Source organism: Kitasatospora sp. NBC_01302 (assembly GCF_035976515.1).
Taxonomy (GTDB): domain Bacteria; phylum Actinomycetota; class Actinomycetes; order Streptomycetales; family Streptomycetaceae; genus Kitasatospora.
The window spans coordinates 8,606,660-8,632,545 of sequence record NZ_CP108404.1 but is presented as its reverse complement, the minus strand read 5'-3'; the positions used below and the strand labels follow the sequence as shown (position 1 = coordinate 8,632,545).

The window sequence follows — 25,886 nt, the reverse complement described above, 5'->3', positions numbered from 1 at the left end:
GGGAAGCGGCTCACGTACCATGCGGGTCGGGATCCTACGAACCGTCAGGACCGGTTCGGGGTACGAAGGTACGAGCAGGGGGCGGGATGCGCGCGGGTCGGCCGAGTCGGCAGCAGTTGCGGACGAACTTCCACCAGGAGGTGGAGAACGCGCTGGCCGGTGCAGGACTGCGGTCCTGCACCGGGCTCGACGACGACACCGAGCAGGCGCTGTGGGAGATCGCCGCCGCCGAACCGGCCGACCGCGAGGGCCTGGCGGCGGCGGCCTACCGCGCCTTCGCCGGGCAGCTGGACGGCAGCAACGCGGCCCGCTGGCACGCGGACCTGCAGCGCCGGACCGCCGGAGCCGAGCCGCGGCCCGAGGAGTGACAACGGCGGTGCCCCGGCCGCGGATCCGAGGGCGGTCAGATGCCGAAGCCGCCGTAGAAGGGCCCGTAGTAGAGCAGGTAGGGATCGCGGAAGTCGGCGTCCTCCGGTTCGGTGGCTCCCGCGTCGATCCCGGGGCCGTTCTTGATCTCGTCCCTGGAGCGGTCGACATACACCTTGCGCTCCCCGATCTCGATGCGGGAGACCGTACCGGCGGGCAGCAGCACCCGCCTGCCGAAGATCCAGGGGCCGGTGTCCACCACCAGGTGCTGGCTGTCGACCTCTTCGGAGAGCTTGTCCACCTTGCCGATCGGGCCGTCGGTGGCCTCGACGTGAAAGTCGATGAGGTCGGTGCCGGCGCTGTGGCCGGAGGCGGTGCGGAACTCCCAGATGTTGACGTTCCCGGTCATGCCGTGTCCTCTCTCCGCCGTGTCGGGCCGCGCCCCTGCGGACCGGCCTGTGGTAAGGGCTCGGCTGCCCCGGCTCGCGGCGTTCATGCCCGGTTCCTCAGGACGGGCGGCCGCGGCCGGCGAGGAAGTCCCGCGCGCGGTCGACCAGGCTGGTGCCCGCGGCCAGGAGCTTCCAGTCGGGGGCACCGGGATGCGGACGGGTGGGCGCGAGCGCCTTCGCGGTGCGGACCAGGTCGCCGAGTTCGTCGAGCCGTTCGGCCGAGCAGGCGTCGACCAGGGCGGGCAGCAGGTTCCGCTCGGTGTCCTCGATGTGCGCCGTGAGCTCGGCGGCGAGCACGCCGATCAGCTCCTCGAACCGGGCCTCGGCCGGGTCCGCCTCCTCCAGTTCCTTGAGCAGCTGCTCGATCCGCTCATGGTCGGCGACTCCCCGGTCCGCCAGCGCGTCGCCCCCTGACACGTGCTCGCGCAGCGCCGGGTAGAGGAACTGCTCCTCGGCCACCGAGTGGCGGACCAGCTCGACGGTGAACTCGTCCGCCGCCTCGCGCCGTCGCCCGTCACCGGGGTCCAGGCCCCGGAGCGTCTCGAACAGCTGGCGAGCCGCCAGGTGGTCGGCCGTCAGTTCCTCGACCACGTCGGCCTCGTGTTCCATGGGGGCTCCTGTTCCTCGGTCGGCCGGGTCGGTCGTCGTGTCGTCCGACCTCGTCTCACCGCTCCCGGGCTTTCCATGCCACGCCCAACTGGTCGAGGGCGCTCGGCAGATCACGGGGGCGCAGGGTGCCCGGGGGTCGGCGGGGGCCGCCCCAGCCCGGCCCGGCGACCAGCACGACGGGGCGGCCGCGGGCGCCGTGCAGGCCCCAGCTGGTCCGGGCGACGCGCTGCACCAGGGCGCGGTCCGCGGTTCGCGCCAGCTGGGACCAGAGCAGCACGGCCGGCGGCCCGGTGCGGCGCACCGCCGCCAGCAGGGCCTCGGGCGGCAGCGCGGGGCCGAACATCCGGTACGGCAGGCCGCGTTCGGCCAGCCCCGCCGCCAGCGCCTCCAGCGGCAGCGCGTGCAGGTCGGTGGGCATCCCGGCGAGCAGCAGGGCCGGGCCGGGCAGCGGTTCGCAGCGCGCGGTGCTGCGGTGCAGGGCCCGGGAGATGTGCCAGGAGAGCAGGTGCTCCACCTCGACGTACGGTTCGCCCTCGGCGACCCACGCGCGGCCGACCGCGCGCAGCGCGGGCACCATCAGCTGGGTCCAGGCCGCGACGAGGCCGAGCCGGTCGAGCCCGCGGTCCAGGATCCGGGCCACCTCGCAGGCGTCGAGCCGGGTGGCGGCGCGGGCCAGGCCCCGGCACTCGCGCCGGGCGGCGGCGGCCGGCACCGCCCGGTCGCCGCCCTGTCGCGGTACGGCGGCGGGTGCCCCGGGCCCGGACGGTTCCCGGCGGGCGGGCTGCTCGGGGGCGGCGACAGGATGCGGGGCACCGAGGTGTTCGGGTCCGGCCAGGTGTTCGGGTCCGGCCAGGCGTTCGGGCTGGGGCTCCGCGGCAGCCAGGCGGGCGGCCTCCGCCGGCATGACGCCCCGGGCGGTGAGGCGGCACATCGTCTCCAGCACCGCGACGTCCCGCGGGCTCCACCGGCGGTGGCGACCGGGGGTCCGCTGGGCCGGGCCGATGCCGTAACGGCGTTCCCACGACCGGATGGTGGCCGGGGAGACGCCGAGCGCCCGGGCGAGGTCACCGGTGGTCAGACCCGCCTGGGCGGACACCGGCCGGTCGGGTGCGGGCGCTTGCACAGGCGTGAGCGGTGTGGGCACAGAGGTGAGCCTACGGCGTGCGGCCCGTCCCGAGCCGCGGCCCGGCCGGTCCCGTGGCGGAGGAGTCGACGAGCAGGTCGCGCAGCCGCTGCAGGGCGTTGCGGACGCGGGTCTTGACGGTGCCCAGCGGCACGCCGAGGGCGGCGGCGGCCTGCGCGTGGGTACGGCCGCCGAAGTAGACCAGCAGCAGGCTCTCCCGCTGGACCTCGCTCAGTATGCCGAGCGCGCGGCGCACCCGGGCGCACTGCGACAGGCGTTCCAGCTCCCGCTCGACCTGGTCGGCGACCTCGTCGAAGGCCGGGGTGCGGTCCCGCCGGGCGGCGGCCCGGTCGCGGTCCGTGGCGGCCTGTTCGGAGCGGACCCGGTCCACGGCGCGCCGGTGGGCGATGGTGAGCATCCATGCCAGCACCTCGCCGCGCTCGCTCCGGTACCGCGGCGCCTCCCGCCACACCTGCAGAAACACCTCCTGGGTCACCTCCTCCGCGCGGGGGCGGTCGCGCAGCAGGCTCAGCACCAGGCCGTGCACACGGTCGGCGGTGGCGACGTACAGCTCCTCGAAGGCCCACTCGTCGCCACCGGCGACGCGGGCTGCCAGGGCACGTAACGCGGCCGGGCTCTCCGCCGGCCGCTCGATCGGTCTCTGCACCCCTCGACCCTTGTGGAGTCGTGCACCATCCGGCCAGTCGCAGCGTTCGCGCATCGTTTGACCGCGGTCGGGCGCGGTGCCCGACCGCGGTCGACGCCGCAGCGGTCCGGTCAGAGCCAGGTCAGCAGCGCGTAGCCGGCCGCCGCGGCGGGCAGGCCGACGGCCAGGCTGCCCACGACGTTGAGGCCGGCCTCGGCCAGCGAGCCCTCCTCCAGCAGCCGGACGGTCTCGAAGGTGAAGGTGCTGAACGTGGTGAGCGCCCCGCAGACGCCGGTGCCCAGCAGCAGCACGGCGTCACCGGGCAGGCCGTGGGCGTGGCCGGCGCCGGTGACGGCACCGAGCACGAAGGCGCCGGAGACGTTGATGAGGAAGGTCCCCCACGGGAAGACACTGTCGTGGCGGGACTGGACGGCCCTGTCGATGAGGTAGCGCAGCGGTGCGCCGAGGATGCCGCCGAGGAACACCATCAGCACGGCCATCAGTTCTCGCCTTCCTGGTCGATCGGGGTGACGCCGTCGGCCGCGTCGACCCGGTGGGTGACGACACGGTGGGTGACGACCTCGACGGGGTCGAGGGTGATCAGGCCCTGGGCGAGGACCTCCTCGGCCTGCGGCAGGAAGGCGCGGATGCGCCGTTCCTCGTCGATGATCACGACGGCGACGGGGAGGTCCTCGGCGAGGTCGAGCAGGCGGGTGGTGTGGATCAGCGAGGTGCCGCCGAAGCCCTCGATGCCGCGGAACACGCTGGCGCCGGCCAGACCGGCGCGGTGGGCCCGGTGGACGATCTCGGTGTACACGGGGTGGTGCCGGTACTGGTCGCTCTCACCGAGGTAGACGGTCATCCGCAGCACCGGGCCGCTCAGCGGCGGGCGTGCCTCGCGGGCCGGAGCGGGTTCCGGCTGCGCGTGGTGGCGGTGGATCAACGGGCTCATCGCGGGCCTCCCTCGCTGCTGGCGGCCATCTCGCCCGCGCCGCCCGGACCGGTCTTCGGCTCGGGGCGGGCGGTCGCGGTGGCGGTGTGACCGGCCTGGGAGCGGCGGCGCGGACCGCGCCGCACCGGCAGCCGCCCGAGACGACGGGCGAGGGCGATCCCCGTCCACACCGCGGCCAGTCCCGCCACCAGGCTGGTGAGCGCGTAGGCGTCGGCGACGGCGAAGTGGCCGGTGGCGAGCAGGCCGCGCAGCTCGACGGTGTAGGTCGAGAAGGTGGTGTAGCCGCCGAGGATGCCGACGCCCAGGAACGGGCGGGCGAAGCGGTTGGGCGGCCAGATCTCCAGGACGAAGACCATCAGGACGCCGAGCAGCAGGCTGCCGGTGACGTTGATGGTGAAGGTGGCCCAGGGGAAGGTGCCCGCCGCGGTGGGCCAGGCCTGGGCGAGTTCGTAGCGGGCCACGCTGCCGAGCCCGCCGCCCAGGGCGATCACCGCGAGGACGTCCCACTGGCGGGGGCGCGGTGGGCGCTCCGGCCCGGCGGGCAGGGGGGCCGCGCTGTCCGGGTCGACGGGCAGGTCCTCGGCGGGCCGCGGCCCGCTCGTGCTGGGCGGGCGCTCGCCGCGCATGCCAACTCCTAGGAGTGTGTCGGGAAGGTGCCGGCCCGCACCGGCGCGCACCCGGGCGGCACCGCCGGCCGGTGGACGGCCGGGCGCACCGGGCGGGGTGGTGGTGTGTCGGGGCATGGCTCTCCTACCTGGGATGCGCCCGCGGGTCTCGCGGACATCAGGTAGGGACCGTTGGCGACCGGTACCGGTCGCGGTTGCGGCGAGCCCCTCCGCCGTCGTTCCGCTCCAGGATATCCCGTGTCCGGCGGGCCGCCGCCACCGGACCCGCTGCCCGCCGGGGGCCGGCCCTCAGGAGACCAGGGTCTGCTCGGGCAGTTCGGTGAGCGTCACGGTGGACAGCCCGCCGCGTTCGGCCCGCACGTCCGTCACCTCCAGCTGCGTGCCCGGCAGGAGGATGAACTCCTCCTCGCCGGTGAACGCGGAGAAGTCCTGGATGCCGGCGGCCCGCAGCGGATGCACCTCGAAGAGCGTGCGCTTGCCGCGGCTGCCGAGGAAGGAGCGCGCCACGGCGGGCTTGGAGGTGCACGAGGAGACGCCCCACCAGGTCACCGTCCGGCCCAGCGGGTACTGCGCCCGCAGGTCCAGCGGCACCCCGCGCCACAGCGGCCGGGTGCGGGCCGGGAGCTCGGCGACGGCCGCGAACAGCAGCCGCAGGTACGGCAGGTACGGCACGAGCCTGCCGCGGTCCGGGGAGCGCAGGATCGCGTTGATCTCCCGGTAGAACGTCCGGAGCGAGCAACCCGAGGTTCCTGATCTCGGCGCCGACCATGGCGCAGTCCGCGCAGAACGTGAGCGAGACGCTGAACGTCGCACTCGCCTGCGCCGCCGCGTTCCAGGCGATCCACCTGCAGAACCAGAAGGCGCCCGGCAGCATCGGATCGGTGGCCCTGGTCGGCATGGGCGCCCGGACGGGTGGGGTGCCGGCCCGGGTGTGCGCGAACCTCATGTGGACGGGCCACACGCTCTTCAACGACCACTGCTTCGAGGACTACGACGAGCTGCGCGGCACGATCACCGCGCAGCTCGACGACATCGAGCGGGCCCCCGCCACCGAGCGGGTCCGCATCACGCCGCCCACCGGCCGCACCGCACGCCGCTGACCGGTCGCGCGGGACGGGCTCGCCGGACAGGCTCTAGCGGCGCAGCTTCGGTACCAGGCGCAGCGCGGTGTTGAGCACCGAGTCGATGCCGTCCTGCGCCGGGGCGGTGGTGGCCTGGCTGAGCAGGCGGACGACCAGGCCGATCGCGGTGGGGCTGGTCATGATGCGGCGGCTGAGCAGGGGGCGGTAGCCGACCCGGCTGAAGACCTGGGCGGCGACGGCGTTGCCGAGCCGGTAGTAGCGGCCCCAGCGGTGGTCCACCTCGGCCGGGTAGTGCTGCAGCGCCTGTTCGCGGCGCAGGCCCGGCGGCCGGGTCAGGGCGAGGGCGACCGTGTCGGCCGCCACCTCGGCGGCCTCCATGGCCTGGGCGATGCCCTCACCGCTCCAGGGGCTGATCATGCCCGCGCTGTCGCCGAGCACCAGCAGACCCCGCCGGTACTGGGGGCGCCGGTTGAGGCCCATCGGCAGCGCGGCGCTGCGCGGCGGGTCCTCCGCGTGCTGCTCGTCCAGCTCCCAGTGGGCGGGCAGCTGGTCGACCCACTCGCGCAGGGTGGCCCGCAGGTCGGTGGCGCCGTGGCGGCGGTGCGGCAGGCCGCCGAGGCCGATGTTCACCCGGCCGTCGGCGAGCGGGAAGGCCCAGCCGTAGCCGGGCAGGTCGTGCCCGCTACCGGCGCAGCGCACGTCGGCCCAGAGCTGCAGATACTCGTCCTCCGCCAGGGCCCGGCTGCGGTAGTAGCGGCGAACGGCGGTCGCCATCGGGCTGCGCTGGTCGCGCTGCCAGCCCAGGGCGAGCGCGGTGCGGGCGGAGGCGCCGTCGGCGGCGATGACCAGCGGCGCGCGGAACTCGGCGGTGCCGCCCCCGGGGGTCACGGCGGTGACGCCCGTGAGGCGCCCGGCGGCGTCGGTGAGCGGGGCGGTGACCTTGGTCCCGGTGTGCAGCCGGGCACCGGCGCCCTGGGCGTGCTGGGCGAGCAGGTGGTCGAAGTCGTGGCGGGTCCGGGTGAGCCCGAAGTCGGGGTAGCCGCCGAGCGCCGGCCAGTCGACGTCGACGCGACGGCCCGAGCAGTGCAGGCGCATGCCGCGCGAGCGCCGCCAGCCCGGGGCGCCGACATCGATCCCCAGCCGCAGCAACTGGTGCACACCGCGCGGGGTCAGGCCGTCGCCGCAGACCTTGTCCCGGGGGAAGACGTCCTTCTCCAGCAGCAGGACGTCGACCCCCGCCCGGGCCAGGTGGGCCGCCGCGGCGGAGCCCGCGGGGCCGGCTCCGATCACGACGACCTGCGCGTCCTGTCGGTCGGCCATCGCCACTCCTCCCGGGGTTCGCCGGACATGTTCCCTACCGCCTACCCCGGCGCGCCGCGGACGACGCACGCGGCACCGGCTGTCCACCGGCTGGGCGAGGCGCGCACACCGCGGTGCGCCGTCCGTCGGCGCCGTCAGCGGGCGCCGTCCGTGGGCACCGTCCATGGACGCCGTCAGCGGGAGAGCCGGTCGGCCAGCACGGCGGCCTGGCTGCGGTCGACGTCGCGGGTGGCGGTGAGCAGGGTGACCCGCCCGTGGCGGGCCAGCTCGCCGAGTTCGTGCAGCGCCTCCCGGTGGTCGCAGTCGCGCAGTTCCGCGAGGTAGCGCCGGCGGAACTCCTGGAAACGCTCCGGGTCATGGCCGTACCACTGCCGCAGCTCGGTCGACGGGGCGACGTCGCGCAGCCACGCGTCGAGGTGGGCGTCGTCCTTGCGCAGCCCGCGCGGCCAGAGCCGGTCCACCAGCACCCGGGTGCCGTCCTCGGGCGAGGGTTCCTCGTAGACGCGGTGACATCTGATGTCCTTGGTGCTGGCCATGGCTGCCCTCCGTGGCAGATCGTGGTGCGGATCGTGCCGTTCGTCCGCCGCGTCGCGGCCGACGGCCTCACCGGTGCGGCTACCCCGGAGGAGCTGGTGGACCATGTCCGAGGCCGACTTTCCCGTCCGCTCGGCCGCCCGGGCCCGCACGCTGGTCGAACTGGACGGGCAGGTGGTCCGTTGCCGGGCCTGCCCGCGCCTGGTGGCCTGGCGGGAGGAGGCCGCCCGTATCAAGCGTCCCGCATTCCGTGACTGGGAGTACTGGGGGCGCCCGGTGCCCGGGTTCGGGCCCGTGGACGCCGCCCTGGCGGTCATCGGCCTGGCGCCCGCGGCACACGGCGCGAACCGGACCGGCCGGATGTTCACCGGTGACCGGGCCGGTGACCTGCTGTACGCGACGCTGCACGGGCTCGGGCTGGCCTCCCAGCCGACCGCGACCCGGCAGGACGACGGCCTGGCACTGTCCGGCGTCCGGGTCACCGCCCCCGTGCGCTGCGCGCCGCCGCAGAACCGTCCCACGCCGGGCGAGCGGGACACCTGCCGCCCGTGGCTGGCCCGCGAGCTGGAGCTGCTGCGGCCGACCGTGCGCTGCGTCGTCGTGCTGGGCGCCTTCGGCTGGCAGGCCGTGCTGCCGGCCCTGGAGTCGGCCGGCTGGCAGGTGCCCCGGCCGCGCCCGCGGTTCGGCCACGGGGTGCGGACGACCCTGGTGGCCGCCGACGACGGGGCGGGCGCACCGGTGACGCTGTTCGGCTGCTACCACGTGAGCCAGCGCAACGTCTTCACCGGCCGGCTCACCCCGGCGATGCTGCGCGAGGTGCTCGCCGCGGCGGCGCACACGGCCGGCCTGGCGGTGGACCGACCCGGCGCGGTGGCGCCCCCGCCGCCCGGCTCAGCGGGACAGCCGTAGCCGCAGGTCGTCGAGGTAGCCGTCGTAGGCCGCGGCGACGTCCGCCAGATCGATCATCGGCGGGAGGTCGACCAGGGGCTGGTGGTCGAGCAGGAACGCGGCGCTCTCCCGGACGACGCGCTGCTCGGCCTCGTCACCGGCACCCAGCTCCGCCATCACGTCGGGGGTGGCGCGGAACCGGGACTCGGCCCTCTGTTCGCCGCCGACGACCGCGACGAGGTACTCGTGGTCACCCAGCGGCTCGACCCGCAACTCCACCGGCATATCAGACATACCCGGCACTGTACGCGGCCCGTGGCGGACCACGGTTCTGGCCACGCCGCCGGACCGGGAGCCCGGGGTCTGTCCGCATGAACCCGCCCGATCGGGGCAGGCGCCCGGCACGCAGCGCTGGACCGACCAGCCTTGGGCAGCATCGAGGAGGACGCCATGAGCGGCGAGGACAAGGCCAAGAACATCGCGGAGAAGGCGAAGGGGAAGGCGAAGGAGGCGGCCGGCAAGGCCGTCGGCAACGAGCGCCTGACCGCGGAGGGGAAGGCCGACCAGGTCAGCGGCGACGTCAAGCAGGCGGGCGAGAAGGTCAAGGACGCCTTCAAGGACTGACCGGTGGCACGCGCGCCGCAGGGCCGGGCGTAGGGCCTGTCCGGCGGATGTTGCCGGGCGCGCGGGGCCGGGCTTCCCACAAACGGGTGGCCCGGCCCCGGTCGCCCGGGCCAGAATGGCCCGATGATTGCGATGGCGCCCCAGGGGCCGGTCGAGGTGCCGCAGATCGTCACCGAGTTCGCCGCCGGACGGCCCGTGCGGGCCGTGTGGCAGAACGGAGTTGGCGGCCTGACCTTCCAGGTCGGCCTGGCAGCACGGCAGTTCGTGAAATGGACGCCCGGCGCCGGCGGAATCGACCTCTCGGCCGAGGTGCTGCGCCTGCGGTGGGCGGCGAGGTTCACCGTGGTGCCCCGGGTGCTCGACGAGGGCGCGGACGAGGCGGGGTCCTGGATCGTCACCGACGGCCTGCCCGGACGCATGGCGGTCGACGACCACTGGAAGCGTGATCCGGGCACCGCGGTGCGCGCGATCGGTGCCGGGCTGCGTGCCCTGCACACCGCGCTGCCCGTCCCGGACTGCCCGTTCGACTGGTCGGCCGAACGGCGGCTGGCGGCGGTGCACGCGCGGGCGGCAGCAGGCCGGATCGACCCGGCGGACTGGCATGAGGACCTGCGGCACGTCGGCACCGCCGAGCGCGCGCTCGACCTGCTCGCCGACATCCCGCCGGTCGACGAGCTCGTCGTCTGCCACGGTGACGCCTGCGCCCCCAACACCCTGATCGGCGACGACGGCACGTGCACCGGGCACGTCGACCTCGGCGACCTCGGCGTCGCCGACCGGTGGGCCGACCTCGCCATCGCCACCTGGAGCACGCGGTGGAACTACGGTCCGGGCTGGGAGGAGACGCTGCTGGAGGCCTACGGGGTCGCGCCGGACGCCGAGCGGATCAGGTACTACCGGCTGCTGTGGGACCTGTCGGACTGAGCGCGGGCCCTCGTGTGGTGTGCGCGACGCCGCAGGTGGTCTCGCTGACCATCCGGCGCCGCACCACGCTGAGCGGGCCCAGTCCGGAGAGCGCCTCGATCACCACGGCCTGCCCCGGCGAGCTCGCCGGGTACCCCGAGGGTGGCAGCAGCGTCAGGGTCGCGGCCGGGGCCAGGAGTTCGGGAGCGAGGTCACCGAGTTCGCGCAGGTGCAGCCGCCGACCGGGCGGGTACCAGTCGCTGCCCGGGCACCAGCCGGACCCTGGGGACCGGTCGGACCCGCCGGGAGCGCCGGGCGGGAGCACCAGCGTCAGATCGCTCTCGGCCACGGCCGCGCGCACCGCGGCGCGGGTGTCGGTGACGGCGTAGCACCACTGGTCCGGGTGCTGGCCGCGCAGCCGCGGGAACCGGGCCCGCAGGACGGCCAGGATGGCGGCGACCTCCTCGGTCGCCGAGCAGGGCCACTGGACGAAGGAGAGCCGGTCCGGGTCGGGCACCGTGACGTGGTGGGCCGCCGCCGCGGTGCGCACGGCCAGCAGCAGGCCGGCCGCGCCGAGGGGCGGCGGCGGGCCGCTGTCCGTTCCGTCGGCGCCCGCCCCGAGCAGCAGGACGGTGTCGCCCCGGGCGAGGAACCCGTGCACCGTCCGCCAGGTCGCGGCGGCGTGCGCGCAGCCGGGGCCGGGTTCAACGGCGCCCGGGCGTGCGGCGGTGGACTGCGTGGGCCATCCGGGGCCGGGGCGCTCGGCGCCGGGACCGCCGGTGCAGGCGCCACCGGACACCGGCACGAACAGGCGCCGGGTGCGCAGCGCCGCGGACCAGGCGCCCATGGCCGACGCCCCGAGCTCCAGCAGCCCCGGCGCGGCGTGCACGGCGATGCCCACAGCCCGCCCGGGCCGCCCGGCGTGGTCGCTCCCGTCGAGGTAGCTGAGGGTGAACACCCTTCCACAGTCGCCCGGTTGGCCGGCGGCGCCGGTGCTCCCGAGGTCCGGGGCGCGCCCGGTGAGCCGCACGCCCGAGGAGCGGCGCCGCAGCCAGGCGGCCAGCAGCGGCGCCGCGGGGCAGACCACCGGGCCGCGCCGGGGGTGCCGGAAAGCGGTGAGCACGGCGAGGCCGCCCGCCAGGGGTGGCCGCACCGCGAACTCCTCCGTCAGGCGGGTCTTGTTCATGGCGGCCAACCTAGGGCGGCATCCCGGGTCGGCGATGGCCGACGCGCGGTTGGGAACGATCATGATCAGCCGCCCGGCCGGTGCCGTTCGCCGCTGGGCCGCTGGGCCGCTGGGCCGACCGGACTGCTGTGCCGGGCTCTTCCGGGCAACGTCTTTGACGGTTCAACAGGTTCGAAGCCGGAACACGTTCCGCGGGCGGCCCCCGGTGCGGCGCAATGGAGCCGGGCCCGGCCGCGTCGGCGGCCCGGGAAACGACTCCCCCGGAGAGAACCGCCATGAGCAGCCACGTCCATCCCGACCTCGCCGAGATCCTGGTCACCGCCTTCCAGGTCCCCACCGAGGAGGTGCGGCCCACGGCGACCCTGGAGGAGCTGGGGCTGGACTCACTGGCCGTCATCGAGCTGGCCGACGTCCTCGCCGAACGGCTCGCCGTCCAGGTCACCGAGGGCGAGCTGGCGGCCGGCAGTTCGCTGGCCGCCGTGTCCGCGCTGCTCGGCGACCGGACCGGTGCGCGATGAGGTCCGGCAGCGGCACGGCGGGCGCGGCCGTCGCGGTCACCGGCGTGGGCGCGGTCAGCGCGGCCGGTCTGGGCGCGGAGGCCTGCTGGGCCCGGGTCTGCGCGGGGCACTCGACCGCCCGCGCCGATCCGCTCCTTGCGGGCTCGGGCGCCCGGGTCTCCTGCCGGGTGCCGGAGTTCGACGCGACCGCCCTGCTCGGCGCGGGTCTCGCGCGGCGCACCGGCCCGTTCATCCAGTACGCGCTGGTGGCGGCGGGCGAGGCTATCCGCCAGGCCGGGCTGGACCCGGCCGACTGGGACGGCGCGCGGGTCGCCGTCGTCACCGGCTCGGCCTTCGGCGGCGCCCCGTCCTGGGGCGAGCAGGCGCTGCGACTGGCGGCCGGCGGCCGGGTCGCCCCGCTGGCCGTGCCGCTGTTCATGACCAACATGGCCGCCGGCCAGCTCTCGCTGGCCCTGAACGCGCGTGGCCCGAGCCTCGCGGTCGGCACCGCCTGCGCCTCCGGTGCCAGTGCCATCGGGCTGGCCGCCGGCCTGCTGCGCGAGGGCAGCTGTGACCTGGCGCTGGCCGGCGGCAGCGAGGCCGCCGTCGACCGCCTCACCGCGGCCGCGTTCGCCCGGATCGACGCGCTGGCCGCCGGGACCGGCGACCCGGCCGCCAGCTGCCGCCCCTTCGACCGGGCGCGGGACGGCTTCGTCCTCGCCGAGGGCGCGGCGATGCTGGTGCTGGAGCGGGTCGCCGACGCCCGGGCCCGCGGCGCCCGGGTGCTGGCCGAACTCGCGGGCTACGCCGCCTCGGCGGACGCCCACCACCCCACCACGCCCGACCCCGCGGGCCGGGGCCTGGAGGCGGCACTGCGCGGGGCGCTGGCCGCTGCCGGGGCCGGGCCCGGGGAGGTGGACCACGTCAACGCACACGCGACCGGGACGCCGCTCGGCGATCTGGCCGAGGCCCGCACGCTGCACCGGCTCTTCGGCCCGGACCTTCCGGTCACCGCCGCCAAGGGCGCGCTCGGTCACACCCTCGGTGCGGCGGGCGCGCTGGAGGCCGTGCTGACCGTGCTGTCGATCGATCGCGCGCTCGTGCCGCCCACCGCCAACCTGACCGAGCCGGACCCCGCCATCGGCCTCCGGGTGGTGCGCGAGGTGCCACTGCGGCACCCGATCACCCTGGCGCTGTCCACCTCGGCGGGCTTCGGCGGGCAGAACGCGGTGCTCGCCTTCGCCGCACCATGACCGGCGGCGAGCGCCGCAGGGTGCTGCTCTTCCCCGGGATCGGCGCGGTCGTCCCCGGCAGCCTGGGCGACTGCGCCGACCCACGGGCGGCCCGTGCCCTGCTGGAACGGGCCGCCGCACCGCTGCCGCCCGCCACCACCGACGCCTTGGCACAGCTGCTGCTGGCCGGTCGTGTCTCGCCCGCGCAGGACGGGCTGATCGACCAACTCGCCTGCTACGTCCAGGCACTGGCCTGGCACCAGGTCACCCCGTGCCCGCCGGGCACGCTGCTGCTGGGCCACAGCCTGGGCGAGCTGGCCGCCTTCGCCGCGGCCGGCGTGTTCGAGCCGGCCGACGGCGTGCGGCTGCTCCTCGCCTGCGACCGGGCGCGGCGGGAGACCGGCGTGGGGCAGGGCCGGCTGCTGGTGCTGCGGCTGGCGGCCGATCGGGCCGCCGGGCTGCTCGCCGCCAGCCGGCTGCCGGGGCTGGCCGTGGCCTGCGACAACGCGCCCGAGCAGACCGTGGTCAGCGGTCCGCCGGCGAGCATCGAGGCGCTGGGCGCACGAGCCGCCGCAGCCGGTGTGCGCGCGACCCGGCTGCCCACCCGTACGCTGTTCCACAACCCCGCGCTGCGGCCGGCCGCGCACCGGGTCGCGGAGCTGACCGCCCACCTCGCCTACCGTCCCGCCCGGCGGCCGGTGCTGTGCATGCTGACGGGCCGTCGCTACCGCTCGGCCGCCGGCTTCCGGGCCGGGGCGACCCACCACCTGACCGAGCCGGTGCCCTTCCGGCGCCGGATCGAACAGCTGCGGGCCGCGGGGGTGGTGGAGCTGACGGAGCTGGGCCCACGGCCGCTGCTGAGCCGGGCCGCCGCGCTCACCGCGCTGACAGGTGGGCGTCCCAAGGAGTGAGTACCGTCTCCAGCAGCCGGCGGTGGGTCGCGATCAGTCGGCGGGCAGGTCGACGGGGACCCGGACGGTCGCCATCGAGACGAGACCGTCCTTGACCACCACCTCCGGGCTGTCCCGCTCGCCCGCGAGGTGGATGGACACGGACGGTCCGCGCTCGCCCCGCAGCCACGCGATGTCCTCGCCCGCCTGGAGCCGGTCCAGCGCCTGCGCCCAGGAGCCGGAGCCGGGAGTGCCACAGCGCGAGCGCCAACCGCCCGGTCACGAACGGCGTGTCGACGACGATCTCGGCTGCGAGCCCGCCAGGGACACCCTCCAGGGACACCCGCCAGCGGGCCGAGCACGGTGATGCGGACGGGGTTCCCCCTCGTCGTCGCAGAAGAGGGCCAGGTCCGACTGCCCACCGGTCCGCATCGCGCCTCCCCGCCTCGTCCGGGCGAGCTTGGCGCATCCGGGTCCGGCCCGCCGGCGAATTCTCAGTCCTCCCCCGCCGGTGGTTCGCCGAACGGGGGCGGTGGCTTGGGGATGCCCGCCAGGCCGCCGTCCGGGACGGACAGGCCGCCGTCGAGCAGCAGGGCGTGACCGGTGAGGTAGCCGGCGGCGGGCGAGAGCAGGAAGAGCGCCGCGGCGGCCACCTCGGCGGGCTCGGCCCAACGGCCGAGCGGCACATGGGCGAGCAGCCAGTCGTTGAGCGGGCCCTCGGCGTGCGCGAAGGAGGTCAGGTCGGTGCGGGTCCAGCCGGGGCAGAGCGCGTTGACCCGGATGCCCTGGCGGGCCCAGCCGGTGGCCAGACTGCGGGCGAGCGAGATCTGCGCCGCCTTGGTCGCGGCGTAGGCCTCCAGCAGGGGTGCGCCGATCACCCCGGCGACCGAGGACATCAGCAGCAGGCTGCCGCCGCCGGCCGCCGACAGGTGGCGGTGCGCCTGCCGGCACACCGCGGCGGTGGCGTTCAGATTGACCGCGACCACCTCCTGCCAGGCCGCTTCGGGCAGCAGCTGCAGCGGGAGCAGCAGCGGTGTGCCGTCGGGCGCGGTGGGCAGGATGCCCGCGTTGTGCACCACGCCGTCCAGGCCGCCGAGCAGTGCCGCGGCCGTGTCGACCACCTCGGCGGCGCGTCCGGGCTCGGCCAGGTCGCCGGGGGCGAGCACGGGCGCGGGCCCGAGCCCGCCGATCCGGTCGGCGCTCTCCTTCAGGGCCTCGGCGGTGCGCGCGCCCAACGCGAGCCGTGCGCCGGCCTCGGCCAGCGCGAACGCGACCGCGCGGCCGATGCCCCGGGAGGCGCCGGTCACCAGGATCCGGGCGCCGTCGAGACGGAAGCTGTCGAGGGTCGTCATGAGCTGCTCCTCGGGTCGGGGTCGAACTGGACGTCGGGGTCGGGCCGGCGAGCGAGGCCGGACTGGCGGGCCAGGCCGGACTGGCGGGCGAAGTCGGGCCCGAGGGCCAGGGGATCGGGCCGGTCGGCGCGGGCCGGTGCGCCGGTCCAGGTGAGCAGCGAGCTGCCCCAGGTCAGGCCGGCGCCGAAGACGCAGAGCAGGACCAGCGAGCCGGTCCGCAGCCGGTGCTCGGCGGCGGCCGTGGCCAGGGCGAACGGCGCGCTGGCGGCACCGATGTTGCCGGTGCGGTCGCCGGTGACGATCAGCCGGTCGGGCGGGATGCCGATCTTCTCCCCCAGCCGCCGCAGCAGGACGGGGTTGGGCTGGTGGGCCACCACCGCGTCGATCCGGTCGATCGTCAGGTGGTGGCGGGTCAGCTCGTCCTCGACCAGTGCCGGGAAGACCGCGGTGATGAAGTCGCGCACCGCCCGCCCGTCCATGTGGATCCGGTGGCCGCCGTCGGCCAGGCTCGCGGCGTCGGCGGGGCGCCGGCTGCCGCCCGCCGGGATCAGCACGTGGTGCGCGCCGGTGCCGTCCGAGCCCAGCCGGAAGCCGTGGAAGCCGCCGCCCGGCGGCACCGGGCCGAGGATCGCCGCTGCGGCACCGTCGGCGAACAGGACGGCGGTGCCCCGGTCGGCCGGATCGACGAACTTCGAGTACGCCTCCACCCCCACCACGGCCGCGTACCTGCTGCCGGAGTCGCCGCGCAGCCAGTCGTGGGCCACCCTGGCGGCGAACAGCCAGCCCGAGCAGGCCGCACCGACATCCAGCGCGCAGGCACGGGCGGCGCCGATCCGGGCCTGCACCCGGCAGGCGGTGGCCGGACCGAGTTCGTCGGGGGTGGAACCGGCGCACACCAGCAGGTCCAGCTCGGCCGGGTCGATCCCGGCGGCGTCGCAGGCGGCGCGCACCGCCTCGGCGGCCAGGTCGGAGGCCGCCTGGTCGGCCGCGGCCGCGTGGCGTCGCAGCACTCCGGTGCGTTCCTGGATCCAGGCCGCGGTGACCCCGGCGGCCCGGGCCACCTGCTCGTTGGTACGCACCCGTGGGGGCAGGTGGGTGCCCATGCCGAGGATGCCGACGGCCCGGTCGGCGCCCGCGGTCATCGCCGCTCCCCGGTGACGGGCCAGGTGAGCGCCGCGGCGAGCCCGGCGGCGTAGTCGGGATCGGCCAGCGGGCTGGCGGAGTTGGCGAGCTCCGGGTCCAGCTGCTCGACCAGGAGCGGCAGTTGGGGAGCGAGGACTTCGACGAGGTGGTCCTCGGCCGCGGCCAGGGCGCGGGCACGGCCGGGGTCGAGCAGCCCGACGGCGAGCAGGGCCTCGGCCGAGCGGCGGGCCTGGCGCACGCCGTACAGGGCGGCCACCATGGCGTGCAGCGCCGGGTCGAGAGCGGGCGCCGACGTCGGTCCCACCTGGCCGACCGGTCCCGTAGAGCCGGCGACGGACCGGGCGGCCAGCTGCAGGGCGGCGGCCCAGCCCAGCGCCTGGGCCCGGTCCAGCAGCGGGTTCCACAGCGCGAGGTCGCGGCGGCCCGCCTCCCGGCCGGCCGCCAGGTCGCGCTGCAGGTGCTCGGCCAGGCGGTACCGCAGGGCGGCAACGGTGCCGGGCCACCAGGCGGGGTCGAGCGGATCGGCCGGCACGGCGGGCGGGGGTGCCTGCGGCGGCCCCTCGGCCAGCGCCCGGCCGGTGTCCAGCAGGATCAACGTGTTGTCGCCACCGGCGTGTTCGAAGGAGCGGGCCAGTCCGAGGTAGCCGGCCAGCAGATTGCGGTCCATGAACCCTGCGAGACCGCAACGATGTTGACAGTTCATCAGGATGTCTGCCGCACCTCGGGTCGCGAGCACCTTGTGCAGCGCGAGGGTCTGGTCGACGGCCGCCCAGGGCGCGAAGGCCGGGCCACCGCCGTCGGCGGCAGCGGTGGCGGCGGTGGCGGCGGTGGCGGTGGCGGCGGTGGCGGCGGTGGCGGTGGCGGTGGCAGCAGCGGTGGCGTGGCCGAGCGCCGGTGCGACCGCGCAGCGCAGGGCGAAGGCCTCGGCGAGGGCACCGGCCACCGCGCGCAGCTGGGGCCGGTGCCCGAGCACCGGCTGCCCGCCCGCGAACGCACCGTGCGAGCGGCGATGGGCGCTGAACTGCCAGGTGAGGGCGGCCGATCGGCTGGCGACAGCGGCCATCGCGGCCGGCAGGGTGGCCCACAGCAGCCGGCCCACTTCGAGGGTGCGGCGCAGCCGGGCACCCGGCGAGCCGAGCGGGTCGCGCAGCACGCCGTCCGGACCGATGACGGCGCCGTCGGCCAGCCAGCGCGCCGCGTCCAGCCGCGGGCCGGTGAACCGCACCGCGGCGTACGGCAGTGGCAGCGCGCCGACGGCGAGCGGGCTGGAGACCAGGACCCCGGGAGCCGGGCGCCCCTGTGCGTCGGTGATGTCGACCAGGAACGAGAAGACCCCGCAGTCCCGGCCGCCGGCCATCAGCCGGGCACAGACGACCGCCTTCTGCGGCAGGCCGCCGGCGGCCACGCTGGAGAACTTGGCCGCCCGTTCGTCGGGGGTCTCCAGTCGGAAGGTCCCGGTCGCCGGGTCGTGAACGGCGGTGGTACGGATGTTCAAGTGGCTTCCGGAGTCGCCGAGTTCGGTGACCATGAAGGAGCCCTTGGCCCAGGCGTGGGCCAGCTCCCCCGCGGGATCGGCATCCGGCGTGCCCAGTCGGGCCACCGAACCGGCGCACAGGATGTAGTGCGACAGGAAGGTCTGGTACAGCGGGGGGTCGGCCAGCGCGGTCACCGCACTGACGGTGGCGAGCAGTTCGGGGTCGCGCGCGGCCTCCAGGGCCGGTGGGAGCACCGCGGCGAGCCGGCGCAGTCCCAGGTGGGCGGAGGTGTCGAGGGCCAGCGGGTCGGCGCCGGTCCCGGTGCCCGGCCCGGCGGGGCGGACGGCCGCGGCCAGCAGGCTCTCCCACCGTTCGGCGGGCGGGCGGACGGCTGTGACGGAACGGCGGCGGGTGTGTGCCGGGGTCGGCGGCTGGATCATCCGTGCTCCTCGTGGGGGCGGCCCGCAGGCACGGGCAGGTCGGGCCGGCGGGCAGCGTCGCCGACCGGGGTCAGGGCGCGGGCCGCCGGCTCGGTGCGCAGCACGGCCCGTGCCAACGCCTGTCCGGTGCCCATCTCCACCACCAGGTCGCCCGGCTGGACGGCGGCGCGCACCACGGGCGGCAGGACGGCAGGGCGCACCAGGCAGTCGGCCAGCCCACGTGGGAGTTCGGCCGCACCGCGGTAGGCCCGCCCGGCGACCGCCGAGTGGACCGGGAGCACCGGCGGCCGGTGCGGCAGGCTCATGGCGAACCGCTCGAAGGTGCCGGCCTGTCGCCACAGCGCGGGATGGTGCGCGATGAACGGCAGTTGGAGCCGGGTGGCCGGCAGACCGGCGGCTCGGGCCGCGGCCTCGAAGGCGGCGAGCGGGCCCGGTGGTGCGGAAACCACCGTCTCCTCAGCATGGTTGACACAGGCGACCACCACCTCTGGTGCCTGGCACAGCAGTTCGGCGAGCCTGTCGGCCGAGGCCGCGAGCATCGTCAGCCCGCCGGGCGCGGTGTGCAGCAGCATCCCGAGCCGGGCCGCCAGCCGGGCGCCGTCGGGCAGCGAGAAGCCGCCGGCGGCGGTCAGTGCGGGGATCTCGCCGAAGCTGACGGCGAGCAGCAGCGCGGGCCGCACACCCCCGGCCAGCCGGGCCCGGTGCACGGCGAGGCTGATCCCGAACAGGGCCAGCTGGGCGGTGCCGGGAGCCTGGCCGGCCAGCCAGTGGGCGGGCGGCGGCTCGGCGCCGAGCAGCCTGGTGCGCAGCGGTGGCAGGCCCAGTTCGCGCGCCACCGGATCGACGCGGGTGAACACCTCCGCCAACGCGTCGCGCAGCCCGGGCAGCCGGTCGGCCGCCCGCCACGCCGCGGACAGTGACAGGTCGCCCTGTCCGCCGAAGGCGTGCACGATCCATGGGGGTGCGAGTGACTGGTTCACCGTGGGTGCCCTTTCCGTGCCGCGTGCTGCGGGCCGCCGGCCGACCGGTGCCTTCCATGGAACGCGGTCCGGCTCCCCGGCGGCAGCCGCCCGGGCATCGACTGTGTTGAGCACCGCGCGGCGTTGCACGGGCCGGCCGCACGCGGAACGGAGCGCCTGAGGTGACGTGGCGTCAGGCGAGGTGCCGGTGTGGCGGCTTGGCGCGGCGCACGGGTGGGCTCCGCTGCGACCCGCGCTCCGGCGCGCCCCTTCGCCACGCGGCTGAGCCGGGAGGAGGCGAGCCCGCGGGCCGCCCCGGCACCGCTACGATGCGCTCGCCGGATCAGGCCGCGCGGCCACCGGGCCCCGCCCCCACGACCGCAAGCAATCAGGCCCGTCGACGCAGCCCGCTGCGCACTGCGCACTGTTTTGCCCCCGCCCTCCAGCGCCTGCCACCTGCTGCCACCCATGTTCGCCGCCGCCGCGAGGAGGAAGAGACATGACCGCCACCGCACGCACCCCCAACCCGCACCTGCGGACCCTGCTCCAGGAGGCCGGCTGGAGCGGCGAACGCCTGGCCCGGGCGGTCAACCGGGCCGGCCTGGTCGACGGCCACCGGTACACCTACGACCGCACGGCGGTGGCCCACTGGCTCCAAGGGTCACGCCCGGCGCCGCCCGTGCCCCAACTCGTCGCCGAGGTGCTCTCCCGGGCACTCGGGCGCCCGGTCCCGGTCGAGCAGACCGGGCTCGGGCGGGACGGCGCACCACCCGCGCCGGCCGAGCCCGACGGCCCGGGAGGGGCGGCGCTCGTCACGCTGGCCCGCTGCGAGACCGACCCCGCGGCCCTGGTCTATACCCTGACGCACCGTCAGTTCGTGTCGGCCGAGGAGCCTGCGGGGATCAGCGAGCCCGGGACCGGGGATCCCGCTGCCGACGCGCCGGGCACGAGCGCCGCCGCGCCGGCCCGGATCGGCACCGCACACCTGCGCGCGGCCCAGGATCTGCTGCGATCCGCGCTGGCCGGCGAGCAGTCCGCCGGTGCGGCGTTCTACCGCCGCACCGTGGCCGGTTTCCTGGCCACCGCGATGGCCGACTGGCTGCGCGCCTCCTCCCCGCCCGGCATTCGCCGCGAACTTCTCTGCTGTGCATCGGAGTTGTCCTACCTCACCGGCTTCGCCTACTTCGACGCCCAGCGCCAGGGCGCCGCCCAGGGCTACTACCGGGCCGCCGCCTCGCTCGCGGCGCAGGCCGCCGACCCGCGCCGGCACAGTCTGGCGCTGCGGGCCCTGAGCGTGCAGGCGCACTACCTGGGACACCGGCGCCACGCCCGCGACCTGGCCGAGGCAGCAGCCGCGCAGCTGGACCGGCTGCCCGACCGGCAGGCCGCCTTCGTCCTCGGCCAGCAGGCGCTCGGCGCCGCCGGCTGCCGGGACCGGGCTGCGGCCTTCGCCCTGCTGACCCGGGCGCACCGGCTGCTGGAGCACGCCGACGAGCCGGAGCCGGGCATCGGCGGCTACCACTGGGCCTCCTACGCGCACCAGGAGGCGGAGGCGCTCGCCGCCCTGGGCGACGGCGAGGGGGCACTGCGGGCGCTCGCACTCTCGGCACGCGAGCGCCCGGCCGGGGAACACCTGGCCAGGGCGGTCACCACGGTGCGAGCGGCCCAACTCCATCTCGCCCACGGCCACCTGGAACGGGCCTGCGCCGTGCTCTCCCGACTGCTCGACCAGCAGCCACTGGTGACCTCGGAGCGACTGGCCGGCACGCTGGCCACCGTGTGCGCGGCGCTGCGCCGCCACACGGGCAGCACCGGGGTGCGGGCCCTGCTGGCCCGGCTCGACCTGCCGGCCACGGCGGGCCCCGCCCACCCCGGACGCACCGCCGTCCCGGCGCCGGCCTGGCGTTGACCCCGGGCCGGCGCCGCCCGTGGCGGGCCTATCAGGCGAACTGGCCCGGCTGGTAGGCGCCGGCGGGCTGCTGGATCATGACGTTCCCGCGGTTGAAGGCGTTGATCAGGGTGATGGTGCACACCAGGGCCGCGAGCTGGTCCTCGTCGTAGTACTTGGCGGCGTTCGCCCAGGCCTCGTCCGTGACTCCGCCGGCCGCATCGGCGATCCGGGTGCCCTGCTCCGCGAGCTCCAGGGCGGCACGCTCGGCGTCGGTGAACACCGTCGCCTCCCGCCAGGCCGCGACCAGGCTCAGGCGCGTCCAGCTCTCCCCCGCGTGCGCGGCGTCCTTGGTGTGCATGTCGACGCAGAAGCCGCAGCCGTTGATCTGGCTGGCACGCAGCTTCACCAACTCCTGCGTCGCGGCCGGCAGCGTGGAATCGGCGAGCACCCTGCCCGCCGCCACGAGGTGCTTCCCGAACTTGACCGCGACCTGGTTCTCGAAGACGTTCAGCCGAGCATTCATCGTGCGCTCCCGTGTCGTTGTTGCTGATGCCCTCTGGGACAGAGCAGCGCGACCGACTGTGACACGCACGGATGTGACGCCCGCCTCACCGGACGATCACCGAGGCCGCCGCAGGACGGGGCCTCCTCAGGACCCGGCGGGGGCGTCCTCGATGTCCGAGATGAGCTTGGTGCTCAGGTCGCTCTGCACCGCCAGCCGGGTCTTCCCGGCGTCCGGGCCGGTGCCCCAGGTGAGGGTGACCGTGGTGAACAGGTGGCCGGCGCCCGAGTCCTGGTAGCTCACCTCCCAGGCGGTGGGGACGTCCTGGGCGCGCAGGACACCGTCGGCGTGGTTGGCCTCCTCCCAGGCGGCCAGGCGCTGCCGGAGGTCCTGCGTGAGGTAGTGGGCGCGGAGCTGCTCCGACAGGTCGTCGGTGCCGTCGGAGACGGCGTCGATGTACGCACCGTAGAAGTCGGCCACCCGGTCGACCGCGGAGTCCGGGCTTCCGCTGCGGGTCACGGTGGTCGCCTGCGTGTCCGTCATGGCTCTCTCCTTCTGCCGGGATGATCACATGTCCACGGCCGGACGGAGCCGACCACAACGGTCAACGAGCCCGGGCTCTCCAGGTAACGGCCTCCGTGCTCAAGGCTCCTGACGCTGCACCAGACAGAACGGGTGCCCCGCCGGGTCGGTGAGGACCCGCCACCGCTCGCCGCCGGGCTGGTGCTCCGGCTTGCCCGCACCGAGCGCCATGAGGCGCGCCTCGGCCTCATCCAGGTCCGCGACCGCGAAGTCGAGGTGGGACTGCTGGGGAACGGACTGGTCGGGCCAGCGCGGCGCCCGGTAGTCGTCGATGCGTTGAAAGCCGATGAAGAGCCCGTGCTCGCCGTTCACACCCGCGAAGTCGGCGTCGGACTTCGGGTGGGGCTCGAGGCCGGTGGCCTGCTGGTAGAACGCCATCAGCGCCAGCGGATCGGCGCAGTCGAGCGTGATCGCGGTCAACGTCATCGTCGGGGTCACGGCTTCTCCAGGCAGGCGCTGATCATTCGATCATGCTGCCTGGCCCACGTGGTGCCTTCAACCCCCGACCGCCCGGCGCCGGTGCTCAGTCCTTCACGACCTGGTAGATGCCGTAGACGACTCCCGGGATGTGGCCCAGCAGCTGGAGCAGGAAGGCCCAGAGCACCTTCAGGCTCGGGCCGTCCTTGATCAGCACCGCGAGCCACGGCAGGACGAAGCAGAGCAGGACGAGAAGGACTTTGATCATGATCGTCCTCGTTTCGAGGCGTTCCGGTCGTGACACCGCAGGGCTTCCTTCATCGTCCCACCGCAGGTCGCCGGGTTCATCCCCCATCTGGCGTATGGAGCCGCTCTTCCCTCGTGATCGGCCCTAGTGTGCGAGAGGTGGACAGGGAGGCGGACGGTCGGCACCACCGCGAGGGACCTCGCCGTCGCTCCCGGGCGCGCAGGGCAGGGCGTACACCGGCGCGTGCGCCGGGGCGGCCGGCCTCCCGCACCATGCGCCCGTCGCCCGGGGCGCGGCTCCGGTCGGCCGCGACGGTCCCGCGCGGCCTGGCCGTGGCGGCCGGGTACGCGTGGCGGGTGCTGCTGCTGGGGGCGCTGGGCTACGCCGTCTTCGTCGTCCTGCAGCGGGTCGAGTTCGTGGCGGCGGCGGTCTTCGTCGCGCTGGTCCTCACCGCCGTGCTGCGCCCGCTGACGAACCTGCTGGCCCGCGGACTGCCGCGGGTGCTGGCCCTGGTGCTGACGGTGGTGGCCGCGGCGGCCGTCCTCGCCGGGCTGCTCGCGCTGGCGGTCGCACTGGAGACGAGCCACTCGGCGGAGCTCGGCACCGAGTTCCACGGCGGCCTGAACCGCATCGAACGCTGGGCACAGGGTCCACCGCTGCACCTGCCCGCGCACACGGTCGCCGACCTGCCGAGCAAGGTCGGCAAGTTCCTCTCGGCCCACCGTTCGGCCCTGGTCAGCACGGCGCTGAGCAACGCGGGCCGGATCTTCGAGGTGGTCACCGGGACCGCCCTGGCACTGTTCTGCGCGATCTTCTTCATCTACTCCGGCGACCGGATGTGGGACTGGTTCGTGGCGCAGCTGCCCACGGGGGGACGTCCGCGCTGCGACCGGGTGGGCCGCGTCGCATGGCGGACCTTCGCCGGCTACACCCGCGGCATCATGATCGTGTCCGCCAGCAACGCGCTGCTGGTCGCGGTCGCGCTGCTCGTGCTGCAGGTACCGCTGGTGCTGCCGTTGACCATGCTGGAGTTCCTGGCCAGTTTCGTCCCGCTGGTCGGCTCGCCGGTCGCCCTCGCGGTCGCCTCCACCGTCGCGCTGGCCACCCGGGGGCCGTGGACGGCGTTGCTGGTACTGGCTCTGATCGTGGTGATCGGCCAGATCGAGGGGCATGTGCTGCAGCCGCTGGTGATGAGCTGGGCAGCGCGGATCCACCCCGTCGCCGTCGCGCTCTCGGTCGCTGCGGGCGGCCTGGTGGTGGGCGTGGTGGGGGCGGTGGTGGCGGTGCCGGTGGTGTCGGTCGCCTGGGCGGTGTTCGGCGAACTGCGCAAGGGGTCAGGCGGCGGGGCCGAGCCATGACGGTGGGGCCGGGCTACGCCCGCCGGGCGGAAGGTCGCCGGGTGTGACGGTTTCAAGGCGTAGCTCATCAACCGTTTACGGTGCTCGTACCGTCCGCCTCGCATCATGGAGGAGAGGCAGGCCCCGCTCGGCATCCGGCAGACGGGCCGTCCAGAGGCCGCCGCCAGAGATGTCATCGGCACGGATGTCACAGGTGGGGCTGTCATGAACGAACAGCAGCAAGCAGGGGCACCGGACGGATTCGGCAACGCGCAGACCAGCGGCCACACCGGCCCGCCGCCCGGCGGCTGGGGCCCTCCGCCACGGCCCGACACCGCGGTCCCCGGGCCGCCCCCGCAGCACGCGGCGCCGCCGCCGCCGAACTACCCGCCGGGCCCGCTGCCGGGCTGGGGCTACTACCCGCCGCCACCGCCGCCCCGGCGGCGGCACCCGGGCCGCCGGGCGGTCGCCCTGGCAGCCGCCCTGGTGCTCGCGGTGGGCGCCGGTATCGGCATCGACCAGGCGCTGCGGTCCGGGAACAGCTCCAACGGCACGTCGTCCTCCACCTCGCAGGTGACGCCGACCGCGCTCACCCCGGCCGACGCGGTCAGCAAGGCCGAGGCCGGCCTGGTGATCATCAACACCACGGTCGGCTACCAGGACGCGAGGGCCGCCGGCACCGGCATCGTGCTCAGTGCGAACGGCGAGATCCTCACCAACAACCACGTGATCGACGGCGCCACCGCGATCCAGGCGACCGACGTCGGCAACGGCCGCACCTACACCGCGACCGTGACCGGCTACGAGCGCAACGGCGACCTCGCCGTCCTCCAGCTCAAGAGCGCCTCCGGCCTGACCACCGCCAAGCTGGGCGACTCCGCCAAGGTGGCGGTGGGCGACGCGGTGACCGCGATCGGCAATGCCGGCGGCACCGGCACCCCCTCCGCCGCCGTCGGTAACGTGACCGCGCTGGACCAGTCGCTCACCGCGAGCGACGAGGCGACCGGCTCCAGCGAGCAGCTCAGCGGCATGATCCAGGTCAACGCGGACGTCGAGCCCGGCGACTCCGGCGGCGCGCTGGTCGACTCCACCGGCGCGGTGGTCGGCATCGACACGGCCGGCTCCCAGTCGCAGGGCGGCGCACAGCAGGGCCCGCAGCAGGGCTTCGCGATCCCGATCGACACCGCGCTCCCGATCGCCCACCAGATCACCGCGAGCAAGTCGAGCACCGCGGTGCACATCGGCCCGACCGCCTTCCTCGGCCTGGAGGTCTCCTCCGGCTCGGCGAACGGCCGCGGCGGCGGGAACGGCACTGGGAACAACGGCGGGAACGGCAGCGCGAACGGCTCGGACAACGGCGCCGTCATGGTCGCCGGGGTGATCGCGGGCTCGCCGGCGGCACAGGCCGGTATCACCCAGGGCGACGAGGTCACCGCGGTCGACGGCCACACCCTGTCCGGCCCGGACTCGCTCACCGACCTGATGGTCGGCCAGACCCCGGGCAAGCAGGTGAGCGTCCAGTGGCTCGACACCGACGGCACCCAGCACAGCACCACCCTCACCCTGGCCACCGGCCCGGCCGACTGACCGACCGCCTGAACGCCTGCCAGCTGA

At 75.5% G+C, this 25,886-nt stretch carries 31 protein-coding genes and 1 pseudogene; 11 read left to right on the top strand and 21 right to left on the bottom strand.

Features of this window, described 5'->3' with window-relative positions:
* The first annotated feature begins 86 nt into the window (after positions 1-86).
* Complete coding sequence (locus OG294_RS37495) at positions 87-368, top strand: hypothetical protein (protein WP_327071042.1); 282 nt, start codon at positions 87-89, stop codon at positions 366-368.
* Positions 369-403: 35 nt separating this feature from the next.
* Here the strand turns inward: OG294_RS37495 and OG294_RS37490 are convergent, their stop codons facing one another.
* The 8 genes from OG294_RS37490 to OG294_RS37455 all read right to left on the bottom strand — a co-directional run bounded on the left by OG294_RS37490 (position 404) and on the right by OG294_RS37455 (position 5,584).
* A complete protein-coding gene (locus OG294_RS37490; RefSeq protein ID WP_327071041.1) occupies positions 404-775 on the bottom strand; it encodes a PRC-barrel domain containing protein in 372 nt (123 codons plus the stop codon).
* Between the two features lie 97 nt (positions 776-872).
* On the bottom strand, positions 873-1,424 hold the full coding sequence (locus OG294_RS37485; protein WP_327071040.1) for a hemerythrin domain-containing protein: 552 nt from the start codon (positions 1,422-1,424) through the stop codon (positions 873-875).
* Between the two features lie 55 nt (positions 1,425-1,479).
* Positions 1,480-2,568, bottom strand: a complete 1,089-nt coding sequence (locus tag OG294_RS37480; RefSeq protein WP_327071039.1) for a MerR family transcriptional regulator — start codon at positions 2,566-2,568, stop codon at positions 1,480-1,482.
* 10 nt (positions 2,569-2,578) lie between these two features.
* Positions 2,579-3,214: an ECF RNA polymerase sigma factor SigK gene (gene sigK / locus OG294_RS37475; protein ID WP_327071038.1), complete on the bottom strand. Its 636-nt coding sequence runs from the start codon at positions 3,212-3,214 to the stop codon at positions 2,579-2,581.
* Positions 3,215-3,324: 110 nt separating this feature from the next.
* On the bottom strand, positions 3,325-3,693 hold the full coding sequence (gene crcB / locus OG294_RS37470) for a fluoride efflux transporter CrcB (RefSeq protein WP_327071037.1): 369 nt from the start codon (positions 3,691-3,693) through the stop codon (positions 3,325-3,327).
* A complete protein-coding gene (locus tag OG294_RS37465) occupies positions 3,693-4,055 on the bottom strand; it encodes a DUF190 domain-containing protein (protein ID WP_327071802.1) in 363 nt (120 codons plus the stop codon). The genes crcB and OG294_RS37465 overlap by 1 nt, the downstream gene beginning before the upstream one ends.
* An 86-nt stretch (positions 4,056-4,141) precedes the next feature.
* Positions 4,142-4,771, bottom strand: a complete 630-nt coding sequence (locus tag OG294_RS37460) for a fluoride efflux transporter FluC (RefSeq protein WP_327071036.1) — start codon at positions 4,769-4,771, stop codon at positions 4,142-4,144.
* Between the two features lie 288 nt (positions 4,772-5,059).
* Positions 5,060-5,584, bottom strand: coding sequence for an ADP-ribosyltransferase domain-containing protein (locus OG294_RS37455; protein ID WP_327071035.1), 525 nt, complete (start codon positions 5,582-5,584; stop codon positions 5,060-5,062).
* On the opposite strand from OG294_RS37455, the gene OG294_RS37450 reads away from it, so the two are divergent.
* Positions 5,539-5,871, top strand: coding sequence for a hypothetical protein (locus OG294_RS37450; protein ID WP_327071823.1), 333 nt, complete (start codon positions 5,539-5,541; stop codon positions 5,869-5,871). The two genes, OG294_RS37455 and OG294_RS37450, sit on opposite strands and share 46 nt — an antisense overlap.
* 33 nt (positions 5,872-5,904) lie before the next feature.
* On the opposite strand, the gene OG294_RS37445 is transcribed toward OG294_RS37450, so the two are convergent.
* Complete coding sequence (locus tag OG294_RS37445; RefSeq protein WP_327071034.1) at positions 5,905-7,173, bottom strand: geranylgeranyl reductase family protein; 1,269 nt, start codon at positions 7,171-7,173, stop codon at positions 5,905-5,907.
* A gap of 173 nt (positions 7,174-7,346) precedes the next feature.
* A complete protein-coding gene (locus OG294_RS37440; protein ID WP_327071033.1) occupies positions 7,347-7,709 on the bottom strand; it encodes a DUF488 domain-containing protein in 363 nt (120 codons plus the stop codon).
* A 103-nt stretch (positions 7,710-7,812) separates the two neighbouring features.
* On the opposite strand from OG294_RS37440, the gene OG294_RS37435 reads away from it, so the two are divergent.
* Positions 7,813-8,616, top strand: a complete 804-nt coding sequence (locus tag OG294_RS37435) for a uracil-DNA glycosylase (RefSeq protein ID WP_327071032.1) — start codon at positions 7,813-7,815, stop codon at positions 8,614-8,616.
* Here OG294_RS37435 and OG294_RS37430 read toward each other — a convergent pair.
* Positions 8,599-8,889 carry a hypothetical protein gene (locus tag OG294_RS37430; RefSeq protein ID WP_327071031.1) on the bottom strand — a complete coding sequence of 97 codons (291 nt, stop codon included), beginning with the start codon at positions 8,887-8,889 and terminating at the stop codon, positions 8,599-8,601. The two genes, OG294_RS37435 and OG294_RS37430, sit on opposite strands and share 18 nt — an antisense overlap.
* Positions 8,890-9,045: 156 nt before the next feature.
* On the opposite strand from OG294_RS37430, the gene OG294_RS37425 reads away from it, so the two are divergent.
* Complete coding sequence (locus tag OG294_RS37425) at positions 9,046-9,219, top strand: CsbD family protein (RefSeq protein ID WP_327071030.1); 174 nt, start codon at positions 9,046-9,048, stop codon at positions 9,217-9,219.
* A 123-nt stretch (positions 9,220-9,342) separates the two neighbouring features.
* Positions 9,343-10,143 (top strand): aminoglycoside 3'-phosphotransferase, encoded by an 801-nt coding sequence (locus OG294_RS37420; RefSeq protein ID WP_327071029.1) that lies wholly within the window; start codon positions 9,343-9,345, stop codon positions 10,141-10,143.
* On the opposite strand, the gene OG294_RS37415 is transcribed toward OG294_RS37420, so the two are convergent.
* Complete coding sequence (locus OG294_RS37415) at positions 10,106-11,308, bottom strand: hypothetical protein (protein WP_327071028.1); 1,203 nt, start codon at positions 11,306-11,308, stop codon at positions 10,106-10,108. The genes OG294_RS37420 and OG294_RS37415 overlap by 38 nt on opposite strands.
* Positions 11,309-11,583: 275 nt before the next feature.
* Here OG294_RS37415 and OG294_RS37410 point away from each other — a divergent pair, with 275 nt between their 5' ends.
* Genes OG294_RS37410 through OG294_RS37400 form a run of 3 tightly spaced genes read left to right on the top strand, consistent with a single transcriptional unit; the run spans position 11,584 to position 13,948 of the window.
* Entirely contained in the window at positions 11,584-11,826 is a 243-nt protein-coding gene (locus OG294_RS37410; protein WP_327071027.1) for an acyl carrier protein, read from the top strand.
* Entirely contained in the window at positions 11,823-13,058 is a 1,236-nt protein-coding gene (locus tag OG294_RS37405) for a beta-ketoacyl-[acyl-carrier-protein] synthase family protein (RefSeq protein ID WP_327071026.1), read from the top strand. The genes OG294_RS37410 and OG294_RS37405 overlap by 4 nt, the downstream gene beginning before the upstream one ends.
* On the top strand, positions 13,055-13,948 hold the full coding sequence (locus OG294_RS37400) for an ACP S-malonyltransferase (RefSeq protein WP_327071025.1): 894 nt from the start codon (positions 13,055-13,057) through the stop codon (positions 13,946-13,948). Before OG294_RS37405 ends, OG294_RS37400 begins: the two co-directional genes overlap by 4 nt.
* Positions 13,949-13,981: 33 nt before the next feature.
* Here OG294_RS37400 and OG294_RS37395 read toward each other — a convergent pair.
* From OG294_RS37395 to OG294_RS37375, 5 genes and pseudogenes are all read right to left on the bottom strand, one after another.
* Positions 13,982-14,152 (bottom strand): annotated as a pseudogene (locus OG294_RS37395) (DUF5959 family protein); the annotation flags it as partial.
* A 269-nt stretch (positions 14,153-14,421) separates the two neighbouring features.
* The gene (locus tag OG294_RS37390; RefSeq protein ID WP_327071024.1) at positions 14,422-15,279 is read right to left on the bottom strand and encodes an SDR family NAD(P)-dependent oxidoreductase; all 858 of its coding nucleotides are present in this window, start codon (positions 15,277-15,279) and stop codon (positions 14,422-14,424) included.
* Positions 15,276-16,421: a 3-oxoacyl-ACP synthase III family protein gene (locus tag OG294_RS37385; protein WP_327071023.1), complete on the bottom strand. Its 1,146-nt coding sequence runs from the start codon at positions 16,419-16,421 to the stop codon at positions 15,276-15,278. The genes OG294_RS37390 and OG294_RS37385 overlap by 4 nt, the downstream gene beginning before the upstream one ends.
* On the bottom strand, positions 16,418-18,337 hold the full coding sequence (locus tag OG294_RS37380; protein ID WP_327071022.1) for an acyl-CoA dehydrogenase family protein: 1,920 nt from the start codon (positions 18,335-18,337) through the stop codon (positions 16,418-16,420). The genes OG294_RS37385 and OG294_RS37380 overlap by 4 nt, the downstream gene beginning before the upstream one ends.
* Positions 18,334-19,317, bottom strand: coding sequence for an acyltransferase domain-containing protein (locus tag OG294_RS37375; RefSeq protein ID WP_327071021.1), 984 nt, complete (start codon positions 19,315-19,317; stop codon positions 18,334-18,336). Before OG294_RS37375 ends, OG294_RS37380 begins: the two co-directional genes overlap by 4 nt.
* A gap of 478 nt (positions 19,318-19,795) precedes the next feature.
* Between OG294_RS37375 and OG294_RS37370 the strand changes: the two genes are divergently transcribed.
* On the top strand, positions 19,796-21,205 hold the full coding sequence (locus tag OG294_RS37370) for a hypothetical protein (protein ID WP_327071020.1): 1,410 nt from the start codon (positions 19,796-19,798) through the stop codon (positions 21,203-21,205).
* Between the two features lie 31 nt (positions 21,206-21,236).
* Here the strand turns inward: OG294_RS37370 and OG294_RS37365 are convergent, their stop codons facing one another.
* From OG294_RS37365 to OG294_RS37350, 4 genes are all read right to left on the bottom strand, one after another.
* Positions 21,237-21,710, bottom strand: a complete 474-nt coding sequence (locus tag OG294_RS37365; protein WP_327071019.1) for a carboxymuconolactone decarboxylase family protein — start codon at positions 21,708-21,710, stop codon at positions 21,237-21,239.
* Between the two features lie 126 nt (positions 21,711-21,836).
* Positions 21,837-22,232: a hypothetical protein gene (locus OG294_RS37360; protein ID WP_327071018.1), complete on the bottom strand. Its 396-nt coding sequence runs from the start codon at positions 22,230-22,232 to the stop codon at positions 21,837-21,839.
* 99 nt (positions 22,233-22,331) lie between these two features.
* Positions 22,332-22,697 carry a VOC family protein gene (locus OG294_RS37355; protein ID WP_327071801.1) on the bottom strand — a complete coding sequence of 122 codons (366 nt, stop codon included), beginning with the start codon at positions 22,695-22,697 and terminating at the stop codon, positions 22,332-22,334.
* Between the two features lie 97 nt (positions 22,698-22,794).
* Positions 22,795-22,956: a YqaE/Pmp3 family membrane protein gene (locus tag OG294_RS37350; protein WP_327071017.1), complete on the bottom strand. Its 162-nt coding sequence runs from the start codon at positions 22,954-22,956 to the stop codon at positions 22,795-22,797.
* A 251-nt stretch (positions 22,957-23,207) separates the two neighbouring features.
* Between OG294_RS37350 and OG294_RS37345 the strand changes: the two genes are divergently transcribed.
* Both OG294_RS37345 and OG294_RS37340 read left to right on the top strand, forming a co-directional pair.
* Positions 23,208-24,293, top strand: coding sequence for an AI-2E family transporter (locus tag OG294_RS37345; RefSeq protein WP_327071016.1), 1,086 nt, complete (start codon positions 23,208-23,210; stop codon positions 24,291-24,293).
* 204 nt (positions 24,294-24,497) lie between these two features.
* Positions 24,498-25,859, top strand: a complete 1,362-nt coding sequence (locus OG294_RS37340; RefSeq protein ID WP_327071015.1) for a S1C family serine protease — start codon at positions 24,498-24,500, stop codon at positions 25,857-25,859.
* Positions 25,860-25,886 lie beyond the last annotated feature (27 nt).

Coding starts and splice junctions, on each gene's coding strand:
- OG294_RS37495 (WP_327071042.1), top strand. CDS start 87: ATGCGCGCGGGTCGGCCGAGTCGGCAGCAGTTGCGGACGAACTTCCAC.
- OG294_RS37490 (WP_327071041.1), bottom strand. CDS start 775: ATGACCGGGAACGTCAACATCTGGGAGTTCCGCACCGCCTCCGGCCAC.
- OG294_RS37485 (WP_327071040.1), bottom strand. CDS start 1,424: ATGGAACACGAGGCCGACGTGGTCGAGGAACTGACGGCCGACCACCTG.
- crcB (WP_327071037.1), bottom strand. CDS start 3,693: ATGGCCGTGCTGATGGTGTTCCTCGGCGGCATCCTCGGCGCACCGCTG.
- OG294_RS37465 (WP_327071802.1), bottom strand. CDS start 4,055: ATGACCGTCTACCTCGGTGAGAGCGACCAGTACCGGCACCACCCCGTG.
- OG294_RS37460 (WP_327071036.1), bottom strand. CDS start 4,771: ATGCGCGGCGAGCGCCCGCCCAGCACGAGCGGGCCGCGGCCCGCCGAG.
- OG294_RS37450 (WP_327071823.1), top strand. CDS start 5,539: ATGGCGCAGTCCGCGCAGAACGTGAGCGAGACGCTGAACGTCGCACTC.
- OG294_RS37445 (WP_327071034.1), bottom strand. CDS start 7,173: ATGGCCGACCGACAGGACGCGCAGGTCGTCGTGATCGGAGCCGGCCCC.
- OG294_RS37440 (WP_327071033.1), bottom strand. CDS start 7,709: ATGGCCAGCACCAAGGACATCAGATGTCACCGCGTCTACGAGGAACCC.
- OG294_RS37435 (WP_327071032.1), top strand. CDS start 7,813: ATGTCCGAGGCCGACTTTCCCGTCCGCTCGGCCGCCCGGGCCCGCACG.
- OG294_RS37430 (WP_327071031.1), bottom strand. CDS start 8,889: ATGTCTGATATGCCGGTGGAGTTGCGGGTCGAGCCGCTGGGTGACCAC.
- OG294_RS37425 (WP_327071030.1), top strand. CDS start 9,046: ATGAGCGGCGAGGACAAGGCCAAGAACATCGCGGAGAAGGCGAAGGGG.
- OG294_RS37420 (WP_327071029.1), top strand. CDS start 9,343: ATGATTGCGATGGCGCCCCAGGGGCCGGTCGAGGTGCCGCAGATCGTC.
- OG294_RS37415 (WP_327071028.1), bottom strand. CDS start 11,308: ATGAACAAGACCCGCCTGACGGAGGAGTTCGCGGTGCGGCCACCCCTG.
- OG294_RS37410 (WP_327071027.1), top strand. CDS start 11,584: ATGAGCAGCCACGTCCATCCCGACCTCGCCGAGATCCTGGTCACCGCC.
- OG294_RS37405 (WP_327071026.1), top strand. CDS start 11,823: ATGAGGTCCGGCAGCGGCACGGCGGGCGCGGCCGTCGCGGTCACCGGC.
- OG294_RS37400 (WP_327071025.1), top strand. CDS start 13,055: ATGACCGGCGGCGAGCGCCGCAGGGTGCTGCTCTTCCCCGGGATCGGC.
- OG294_RS37390 (WP_327071024.1), bottom strand. CDS start 15,279: ATGACGACCCTCGACAGCTTCCGTCTCGACGGCGCCCGGATCCTGGTG.
- OG294_RS37385 (WP_327071023.1), bottom strand. CDS start 16,421: ATGACCGCGGGCGCCGACCGGGCCGTCGGCATCCTCGGCATGGGCACC.
- OG294_RS37380 (WP_327071022.1), bottom strand. CDS start 18,337: ATGATCCAGCCGCCGACCCCGGCACACACCCGCCGCCGTTCCGTCACA.
- OG294_RS37370 (WP_327071020.1), top strand. CDS start 19,796: ATGACCGCCACCGCACGCACCCCCAACCCGCACCTGCGGACCCTGCTC.
- OG294_RS37365 (WP_327071019.1), bottom strand. CDS start 21,710: ATGAATGCTCGGCTGAACGTCTTCGAGAACCAGGTCGCGGTCAAGTTC.
- OG294_RS37360 (WP_327071018.1), bottom strand. CDS start 22,232: ATGACGGACACGCAGGCGACCACCGTGACCCGCAGCGGAAGCCCGGAC.
- OG294_RS37355 (WP_327071801.1), bottom strand. CDS start 22,697: ATGACGTTGACCGCGATCACGCTCGACTGCGCCGATCCGCTGGCGCTG.
- OG294_RS37350 (WP_327071017.1), bottom strand. CDS start 22,956: ATGATCAAAGTCCTTCTCGTCCTGCTCTGCTTCGTCCTGCCGTGGCTC.
- OG294_RS37345 (WP_327071016.1), top strand. CDS start 23,208: ATGCGCCCGTCGCCCGGGGCGCGGCTCCGGTCGGCCGCGACGGTCCCG.
- OG294_RS37340 (WP_327071015.1), top strand. CDS start 24,498: ATGAACGAACAGCAGCAAGCAGGGGCACCGGACGGATTCGGCAACGCG.